This is a genomic window from Ureibacillus thermosphaericus, from assembly GCF_012396605.1.
GTDB classification, from domain to species: Bacteria; Bacillota; Bacilli; order Bacillales_A; family Planococcaceae; genus Ureibacillus; species Ureibacillus thermosphaericus.
On sequence record NZ_JAAXPW010000023.1, the window covers coordinates 44,734 to 53,846 of the forward strand.

Here is a 9,113-nt window from a genome sequence, read left to right on the forward strand (position 1 = left end):
AACTCCTTATTTCCGAAAGCGAGGTGCTGGTCTTGAGTTCGTTTGATCAAACAATGAAATTTAGCTTTCCAGAAGAATCAATGGAAGATGAAGTCAAGCAAGTAATGCTAAAAGTGTACTCTGCACTTGAGGAGAAAGGGTATAACCCGACAAATCAAATCGTAGGGTACTTGTTATCTGGTGATCCGGCATATATTCCTCGCCATCAAGATGCACGAAATTTAATTCGTAAACTTGAACGTGATGAAATTTTAGAAGAGCTTGTGAAATTCTATATTAGAAATAACAAATGAGGAATAATCAATGAGAGTAATGGGATTAGATGTCGGTACGAAGACAGTTGGCATTGCAATCAGCGATCCATTGGGTTTAACAGCTCAAGGAATTGAGACGATTCATATAGACGAAGAAACTGGCGAATTTGGGATTGAGCGAATTAAAGAGCTTGTAAAAGAGTACGGGGTTACCGAATTTGTTGTCGGATATCCTAAAAATATGAACAACACTGTTGGTCCACGAGGAGAAGCTTCCGAGAACTATAAGAAGCTTTTAGAAAATGCGTTCAATTTGCCAGTAACGCTTTGGGATGAACGTTTAACAACAATGGCTGCTGAACGAATGCTCATTGAAGCCGATGTCAGTCGAAAAAAGAGAAAAAAAGTAATCGATAAAATGGCAGCGGTCATGATTTTACAAGGATATTTGGATAGTAAATCATTTAAATAAGATCCCATGTTGGGTGAATAAAGTGATTTCATCATGTTTTATACTTTCCTAAAGACAATTATGTCGAGGGATGATTATATATTTTGTTTATATTCTTAAAAAGAGGTGACCAACATGGTACATGAACATGATTATGAAGAAAGACATATTACTGTAATTGATGAAGACGGAAATGAGCAATTATGCGAAGTAATACACACTTTTGATTCTGAGAAATTCGGAAAGTCCTATGTATTATATACAATCGTCGGTGCGGAAGAAGATGAAGATGGTCAAATCGAAATTTTCGCTTCTTCATTTACTCCTGCTGAAAATGGAGAAGATGGAGAACTTCAGCCGATTGAAACGGAAGAAGAATGGGATATGATTGAAGAAGTATTAAATTCTTTGGAAGAAGAATTTGAACTAGAAGACGATGAAGAATAATCATATAAAGTAGGCAAAATTTTGCCTACTTTTTTCATGCTTATGATTGATTTACTTGTTAATAATATCGATTATTTTTCATGGAACGTTCCACACTAAACTTGAAAAGGTTATAAATATTAGGAGGAAAACATGGATCAACAATATTTTTATTTAACAACAGAAGATGGTGTAGAGATGAAATGCAAAGTATTATTTACCTTTGATACAGACGACCATTCTTATTGCATTTATACGATAATCGATGAAGATGGTAATGAAAGCGAAGAAATTTCAGCAGTACGATATGAACTTGATGAAAATTTAGAAATGACGAATTTTCAGGAATTGGAAACAGAAGAAGAGTGGGACATGGTTGAAGAAGTATACAATACACTAGTTGATACATTTTCTGAAGAAGAAAGAGACGCATTTATTGCAACGGATGAAGAAGGAAATGAAATAGAATGCAAAGTCATTTATCGATTTACATTAGATGAATTCGGAAAAAAATATGTCGTGTATACAACCGATGAAACGGAACCAATTGAAAACCTTTATGTTGCAAGCTACGTCGATTCGGAAGATGGTGAAATACAAGAAATTTTCCCAGTAGAGTCAGATGAGGAATGGAAAAAAATTGAAGAAACAGTTGAGTTTTTGAATCAATAACTCTAATCAATCCTTTTAGGCTGAAGAATTCCTGCGGTTTGATTTTTTCATACCGCAGGGAAACATAATAAAAACAGTTGTATTGACAATTTATTAAATCATCATTGTTATAAATTGTTGTTTGAAAATTCGTATTTATCAGAAATGATAAGATTGATAGAACTTTTTCTTGTGAAAAAACGTACAAATACATATACAAAACGAAAGAGTCAACCGAAAGCGCATTTCAATATTGTTAATTCTTTCATAATTTTATATGATATGTTAAGAGTTGCAAGGGGGGAAACCAGTGGAGCAAGAACAACAAAGGAAAAATGAAATAATGGATAAAGTAAAATTGCGTAAACAAGAAGGAAAAGTAGTCCGTCGAATTGTAACAACAGTAACGCTGTTTATTTTGACGTTAATTGTAGTTGTTGGGTTATCTGGCACGTTATTTGTAAAAAGTGCATTACAGCCTGTTGATCCACAATCGGAAAAACAAATTCAAGTAGAAATTCCTATGGGCTCTGGGTTATCTACCATTTCAAAAATATTAGAAGAACATGGTATTATAAAAAATGCGACAATCTTTAAATATTACGCAAAATTTAATAATCAGTCGAATTTCCAAGCCGGCAATTATACGATGTCGCCAAGCATGACTTTAGATGAAATTTTAGAAAGCTTGAAAACAGGAAAAGTATATAGAGAACCTGTACTAGCGATAACGATTCCAGAAGGATTAACATTAGAGCAGATTGCTAACATTATTGAAAAAAAGACGAAATACACAAAAGAACAGTTTATGGAGAAGGTAAACAGCGAAGAATTCATTAATAGCATGATGGCTTCTTATCCTGAACTTATTACGGAAGAGGTATTGGATTCCAACATCCGTTACCCGTTAGAAGGATATTTGTTTCCTGCGACTTACGCATTCTATGAAGAAGATGTTACTTTAGATGATATCGTTATTCCGATGATTGAAAAAACAAACGATGTCATCAATGAGTATCAATCTTTAATTGCAGAAAAAGAGATGACAGTTCATGAGCTATTAACATTTGCTTCATTATTGGAAGAGGAAGCCACTGAAAAGACGGATCGCGAGACGATTGCAAGCGTATTTTATAACCGATTAGAAATCGGCATGCCTCTTCAAACGGACCCAACTGTATTATATGCATTAGGCGGACATAAAGAAAGAGTATTATATGAAGATTTAGAAGTTCAAAGTCCATACAATACTTATGTGAACCCAGGATTACCACCAGGTCCAATTGCTAATGCTGGTGTCGTTTCAATTGAAGCTGCTTTAAATCCTACAGATACTGATTATCTCTATTTCTTAGCGGATAAAGAAGGGAACAATCATTTCGCGAAATCATACGATGAACATCTACAAAACAAAAGTCTTTATTTGAATAATAAATAAAATGCAAAAATAGCAGAATTAACCATGTTGGTTAACTGCTATTTTTTATTCATTCAATTCCGATATTGGTAATCATTCGGTCAATAGTCTGAATTCTAAACTTTTCAATATGAAAATAGTAAAGAATGTTCGCTTTCCATTGATTTTCATGTTATGATTAGATGTGATTTTTCCATAGTGTAGTTGATTAAAGCCAACTCGTTTGGTTTTTTTCTTTTTATATATAATCTGAAGGAGAGAAAACATGGAGTTTTCAGATCAGTTCATAGAGTCCTTCATTCATCCTCGGAATGAATTGCTGCAAAAAATGGAACAATATGCACAAAATCACCATGTTCCGATTATGAAAGCTTCGGCAATCGAAGTTTTAACTCAAATACTGCGTATTCAACGACCGAAGACAGTTTTAGAAATTGGTACAGCAATTGGCTATTCGGCTATTCGCATTGCTGAAGCGGTGCCTTATTGCCGTATCGTTACAATCGAAAGAGATGAACAACGCGTCCAACTTGCTAAGCAGTTTATTGAGGAAAGTCACGTTGGAAACCGAATTACGGTGATTGAAGGAGATGCGTTAGAAGTAGATGTAACGAAGTTTCAATCTACTTTTGATGCTGTTTTTATTGATGCAGCGAAAGGGCAAAATATGCGCTTTTTTGAAAAATATTCTCCCCTAGTTCCGTCAGGTGGAGTCATTTATATTGACAATATTTACATGCACGGATTATCGGACATTCCATTGGAAGAAGTACCAAAACGAAAACGCTCGATGATTCGCAATTTAAAAGAGTTTACCGAGTGGATTAAAAACCATTCAGATTATTCTACGACCTTTGTCCCCGTTGGCGATGGTTTACTAATTTGTTTAAAGAGGTGAAGACATTTGAAAAAACCAGAATTACTCGTGACGCCTAAATCAATACCCCATATTAAAGAATTAATCGAGGCTGGTGCCGATGCATTTGTTATCGGTGAACAAAAATTTGGATTGAGACTTGCCGGAGAATTTTCCATTGACGAAGTAAAAGAAGCCACGCAAATCATCCACGAAGCAGGTAAGAAAGTTTATGTTTCTTGCAATGCTTTATTCCATAATGATCGCATTGATGCGTTGGATGAATATTTAAAACAATTACAACAAATTGGACCTGATGCGATTTTATTCGGTGACCCTGCAGTTCTCATGTCAGTTCGGGAATTTGGTATTACAATTCCTCTACATTGGAATCCAGAAACAACAGCAACAAACTGGTTCCAAGTAAATTATTGGGGAGAACGAGGAGCGAAGCGTGCAGTATTAGCCCGTGAGTTATCCCTTGATGAGATTTTAGAAATAAAAGAAAACTCCAAATACGAAATTGAAGTACAAGTACATGGGATGACTTGCATGTTCCAATCAAAACGGAAATTATTAGGAAACTATTTCCTTTACCGAGGAGAAGTAATGGAAATTGAAAATCGAAAAGAAAATAAAAACATGTTCTTACACGATAAAGAACGTAACAACAAATATCCGATATATGAAGACTTGAATGGAACGCATATTTTCTCACCAAATGATATTTGTTTAATTGATGAATTAACAGAGTTTTTCGAAGCGGGAATCGATTCGTTGAAGATTGATGGAATTTTGCAAACTGAAGAATATATTACGACAGTAACAAGCCTTTATCGACAAGCAATTGATGCTTATTTCGATGAAGGGGAAGATACTTATGATGAAATAAAAGATGAATTATTCGAAAAAATTAAAGCAATTCAACCGCCATTACGTCCATTAGATACTGGATTTATTTATAAGGAAACAGTTTATTAAGAAAGGGGGATCTCCATTGTTACAATTAATTGAAAATGAAAGCATTCGTGAAACAATAAATGGCAAACGCATTATTACGAAAAAGCCGGAATTACTTGCTCCTGCGGGTAGTTTAGAAAAATTAAAAGTAGCTGTACATTACGGTGCTGATGCAGTATTTATCGGTGGTCAAGAATTTGGATTGCGTTCCAATGCAGATAATTTCACCATTGAAGAAATGCGTGAAGGTGTTGAATTTGCAAAAAAATATGGTGCAGTAATTTATGTAACGACAAATATTTTTGCCCACAATGAAAATATGGCAGGCCTAGAAGAATATTTGCGTGCAATTGCTGACGTAGGTGTAAAAGGAATCATTGTAGCAGATCCATTAATTATTGAAACATGTAAAAGAGTAGCGCCAGAGTTGGAAATCCATCTTTCAACTCAGCAATCTTTATCGAACTGGAAAGCGGTAAAATACTGGAAATCTGAAGGTTTGGATCGGGTTGTTTTAGCCCGTGAAGTAGGTGCGGAAGAGATTCGTCTAATCAAAGAAAAAGTGGATATTGAGATTGAAACATTCGTTCACGGTGCTATGTGTATTGCATATTCTGGGCGTTGTGTGTTATCAAATCACATGACAGCTCGTGACTCAAACCGTGGCGGTTGTTGTCAAAGCTGCCGTTGGGATTATGACTTATATGAAAATGTAAATGGGGAAGAAAAACCTTTATTTAATGAAGGAGACGCACCTTTTGCAATGAGCCCGAAAGATTTAAAATTAATTGAATCCATTCCTCATATGATAGAATTAGGAATTGATTCATTAAAAGTAGAAGGGCGCATGAAATCCATTCATTACGTTGCTACGGTAATTTCAGTTTATCGCAAAGTGATCGATAGCTATTGTGCGGATCCGGAAAATTTCAAAATTAAAAGAGAATGGTTGGAAGAATTAGATCGTTGTGCAAATCGTGCCACAGCTTCAGCATTCTTTGAAGGCGAACCTAGCTATAAACAACAAATGTTTGGTTTCCATGCGAAGAAGCCGGAATGGGATTTTGCTGGATTTGTTTTTGATTATGATGAGGAAACACAAATGGTTACATTGCAACAGCGCAATTACTTCAAAACAGGAGATACGGTAGAATTCTTCGGTCCAGAAATCGATACATTTACTATGACAGTCGGTCAAATGTGGAATGAAGAGAATGAACCGATTGAGGTGGCGAACCACCCACTTCAAATCGTGAAATTTAAAGTCGAAAAACCACTTCACCGATACAATATGATGAGAAGAAAAAATAAATAAGAACTGCTCTTGAAACAAAACTCATAGTATAATATGATGAGTATGGTATTGATTCTTTTGCATGATTTTTACATTATTCACTATTAAATGACAATTTGATATATTGTTGAAATAAAATTCGGTTATTAGAAAGCGTCCGTTGGATTCTTCTAAATTGTCCAAAGGCAACATATGCTTTTCTAATAACCGGGTTTTATCATATATAAGAAATTTTTCTTCAGAAAAAGAAAACGATTGCATTACAAAATATGGTAATGTGATTGGATGAAAAAAGTGATGTTTCTTAAGGAGTGAGTGTCTTGTCAAACGAAAAACAATACCCAATGACTTTAGCGGGTAAAGAAAAATTAGAAAAAGAACTTGAATATTTGAAAACAGAAAAAAGAAAAGAAGTTGTAGAACGCATTAAAGTTGCTCGTGGTTTTGGAGATTTATCTGAAAACTCCGAGTATGATTCTGCAAAAGAAGAACAAGCATTTGTAGAAGGGCGTATTTCTGCAATTGAAAATATGTTGCGTAACGCAGTGATTATTGAAGAAAGCGAAGAAGATGCAGATATCGTTACCCTTGGTAAAGCGGTAACATTTATTGAATTGCCGGATGGCGAAGAAGAAGAGTATGTAATCGTTGGTTCTGCAGAAGCAGATCCTTTTGAAGGAAAAATTTCGAACGATTCTCCAATCGCGAAAGCATTATTAGGTCATAAAGTTGGAGATGTAGTGAAATTAACAACTCCTGGCGGCGAAATGGAAGTTAAAATCGTAGCAATTCGTTCTTCAAACGACTAATGGATAATAAAGTCGACAAATTTTATAAAAATTTGTCGACTTTTTCATTTGTAATATTCATATGACAACAATATTAAAAATTTAGTTGAAGTATTTGTTTATCTCAATTTCTTGGTAATATGGAAAAAGAAATATAAGGAGGAATCATATGGCGAAGGAAAAACAAGAATTAAATAGCCGTAGAATGAAACGTTATTCAGATAATAAACGAAAAATGAATCGTATACTCAATGTATTGATAGCCATTGTATTTACGTTAATTGTGATTAATATTTATTTCATCGTAAAAGATGATGAAGAAGATGAAGTGGCTAGAGAAGATACGAAAGTGGAAGAATTAAAAGAACATGAAGATAGTGAAGAATTGGAGGAGCAGGATAGTAAAAAGGATGAAGAAGAATCTTTAGACGCTTCAAATAAAAATGAAGAGCCAAATAATCTGCAAGAAGACAATTCGTCCATTCATGATGAAAACAATGATGAAATTATCGTGTCTACTTCCTCAGATGCCAATGTGGAAAAAGTCATTGTTAATAACAACTGGCAAGTGACGCCTACGAGACAAACTGGTGAGCACGTTTCTGCTTTTGAAGAGGGCCATGTAGATTATGAAGAAAAATTATTGACGATTCGAAATGCTGTGGAATTACAAGAAGATAATATTATTTATTGGTCTGTAAGAAATGATGGCACAGGAAAAGGGGCAGTTGCCGTTGTATCATCAAAAGATCAAACAGAAAAATATCGAGTTCACATAAAATGGATTGAAAATGCAGGATGGATTCCAATTAAAGTAGAAATACTAAAAAAAATTGATGGCACGTATGAAGTAATGAATTGACCTCAATGGATATTTCCGTTAAGTTGGAATAGATGTGGATTTCAAGGAGGAATTAAAATATGAAAATTGCAGTTATCGGTGCAATGGAAGAAGAGGTTGAATTATTGCGAAAAGCATTAGAAAATAAAACCGTTACGACCATTGCAAATTGTGAATATACTACTGGTACATATAAAGGAAAAGATGTCGTTTTATTGAAAAGCGGAATTGGAAAAGTGAATGCTGCCATGTCCACAACGATTTTACTTCATCATTTTCAACCAGATGTTGTTATCAATACAGGTTCTGCTGGCGGCTATGACCCTGATTTAGAAGTAGGTTCCGTTGTAATATCAGATGAAGTTAGACACCATGATGTGGATTGTACTGTTTTTAAATATGAAATGGGGCAAGTACCGCAAATGCCACCTGCTTACAAAGCAGATGAAAAGTTAATGAAACTGGCTGTTGAGTCGGTAAAAGAAGTAGGGGAACATCAATATGGAGTAGGGCTCATTTGTTCCGGTGATTCATTTATGTATGACCCTGAACGAGTTGAAGCGGTTCGAAAACATTTTCCGCAAATGAAAGCATGTGAAATGGAAGCTGCTGCGGTTGCCCAAGTATGTTATCAATTTCAAACGCCATTTGTAGTCATTCGCGCCTTATCAGATATTGCAGGGAAAGAATCCGACATTTCATTTGATGAGTTTTTACCATTGGCGGCGAAACATTCAACTGCAATTGTTCTGAAAACGATAGAGAAATTATAAGGATTCTAGAAGGTCTTGACTGCATCATTTGGTAAAAAGTAATATATATGTAAGCTCGTTATGCATTTTTGGAGGAGGTAAAGGTATGATTTTAACATTAATGTTAGTTTCTGTAACAATTACTGCACTTGTTGGATTGATTGCTTGGTACGGTGCAAATGACGGTTCTGTAAAATCAAAATAAAAAACAATTAGCTCGTTTAAATTAATATTTAAATGAGCTTTTTCTATTTATATAAGAATTGAGCCGGCTCAACATTTGAGCTGGCTCATTGTTGTGCGCCCGGCATGTACATGAACTATAGGGTGTAAGTCCCGAACCCCGAAGACAGAAGTAGAGGTTAGCCAAGAGCAAGGGTGTCCGTGGTGACGCGGAATCTGAAGGAAGCTGGAGGCAAAACA

General features: G+C 35.1%; 11 protein-coding genes. All 11 read left to right on the top strand.

What is annotated here, in order from left to right; all coding sequences use genetic code 11:
- The first annotated feature begins 32 nt into the window (after positions 1 to 32).
- Complete coding sequence (locus HF990_RS09950) at positions 33 to 293, top strand: IreB family regulatory phosphoprotein (protein ID WP_016838611.1); 261 nt, start codon at positions 33 to 35, stop codon at positions 291 to 293.
- Between the two features lie 10 nt (positions 294 to 303).
- Positions 304 to 726 carry a Holliday junction resolvase RuvX gene (ruvX, locus tag HF990_RS09955; protein ID WP_016838609.1) on the top strand — a complete coding sequence of 141 codons (423 nt, stop codon included), beginning with the start codon at positions 304 to 306 and terminating at the stop codon, positions 724 to 726.
- Positions 727 to 840: 114 nt separating this feature from the next.
- A complete protein-coding gene (locus HF990_RS09960; protein WP_016838608.1) occupies positions 841 to 1,152 on the top strand; it encodes a DUF1292 domain-containing protein in 312 nt (103 codons plus the stop codon).
- A gap of 132 nt (positions 1,153 to 1,284) precedes the next feature.
- On the top strand, positions 1,285 to 1,803 hold the full coding sequence (locus tag HF990_RS09965) for a DUF1292 domain-containing protein (protein ID WP_016838607.1): 519 nt from the start codon (positions 1,285 to 1,287) through the stop codon (positions 1,801 to 1,803).
- A 322-nt stretch (positions 1,804 to 2,125) separates the two neighbouring features.
- The gene (gene mltG, locus HF990_RS09970; protein WP_040764647.1) at positions 2,126 to 3,220 is read left to right on the top strand and encodes an endolytic transglycosylase MltG; all 1,095 of its coding nucleotides are present in this window, start codon (positions 2,126 to 2,128) and stop codon (positions 3,218 to 3,220) included.
- 244 nt (positions 3,221 to 3,464) lie between these two features.
- The gene (locus tag HF990_RS09975) at positions 3,465 to 4,097 is read left to right on the top strand and encodes an O-methyltransferase (RefSeq protein WP_016838605.1); all 633 of its coding nucleotides are present in this window, start codon (positions 3,465 to 3,467) and stop codon (positions 4,095 to 4,097) included.
- A gap of 6 nt (positions 4,098 to 4,103) precedes the next feature.
- Positions 4,104 to 5,036 carry a peptidase U32 family protein gene (locus HF990_RS09980; protein ID WP_016838604.1) on the top strand — a complete coding sequence of 311 codons (933 nt, stop codon included), beginning with the start codon at positions 4,104 to 4,106 and terminating at the stop codon, positions 5,034 to 5,036.
- Between the two features lie 28 nt (positions 5,037 to 5,064).
- The gene (locus tag HF990_RS09985) at positions 5,065 to 6,330 is read left to right on the top strand and encodes a peptidase U32 family protein (protein WP_172597920.1); all 1,266 of its coding nucleotides are present in this window, start codon (positions 5,065 to 5,067) and stop codon (positions 6,328 to 6,330) included.
- A 299-nt stretch (positions 6,331 to 6,629) separates the two neighbouring features.
- Entirely contained in the window at positions 6,630 to 7,118 is a 489-nt protein-coding gene (gene greA, locus HF990_RS09990) for a transcription elongation factor GreA (protein ID WP_016838602.1), read from the top strand.
- Positions 7,119 to 7,266: 148 nt separating this feature from the next.
- On the top strand, positions 7,267 to 7,959 hold the full coding sequence (locus tag HF990_RS09995) for a YrrS family protein (protein ID WP_016838601.1): 693 nt from the start codon (positions 7,267 to 7,269) through the stop codon (positions 7,957 to 7,959).
- Between the two features lie 59 nt (positions 7,960 to 8,018).
- A complete protein-coding gene (gene mtnN / locus HF990_RS10000) occupies positions 8,019 to 8,711 on the top strand; it encodes a 5'-methylthioadenosine/S-adenosylhomocysteine nucleosidase (protein WP_016838600.1) in 693 nt (230 codons plus the stop codon).
- Positions 8,712 to 9,113: the final 402 nt, after the last annotated feature.

What these genes read in the sequence shown, in the direction of transcription:
- ruvX (WP_016838609.1), top strand. Translation starts at nt 304, where the DNA reads ATGAGAGTAATGGGATTAGATGTCGGTACGAAGACAGTTGGCATTGCA.
- HF990_RS09960 (WP_016838608.1), top strand. Translation starts at nt 841, where the DNA reads ATGGTACATGAACATGATTATGAAGAAAGACATATTACTGTAATTGAT.
- HF990_RS09965 (WP_016838607.1), top strand. Translation starts at nt 1,285, where the DNA reads ATGGATCAACAATATTTTTATTTAACAACAGAAGATGGTGTAGAGATG.
- mltG (WP_040764647.1), top strand. Translation starts at nt 2,126, where the DNA reads ATGGATAAAGTAAAATTGCGTAAACAAGAAGGAAAAGTAGTCCGTCGA.
- HF990_RS09975 (WP_016838605.1), top strand. Translation starts at nt 3,465, where the DNA reads ATGGAGTTTTCAGATCAGTTCATAGAGTCCTTCATTCATCCTCGGAAT.
- HF990_RS09995 (WP_016838601.1), top strand. Translation starts at nt 7,267, where the DNA reads ATGGCGAAGGAAAAACAAGAATTAAATAGCCGTAGAATGAAACGTTAT.
- mtnN (WP_016838600.1), top strand. Translation starts at nt 8,019, where the DNA reads ATGAAAATTGCAGTTATCGGTGCAATGGAAGAAGAGGTTGAATTATTG.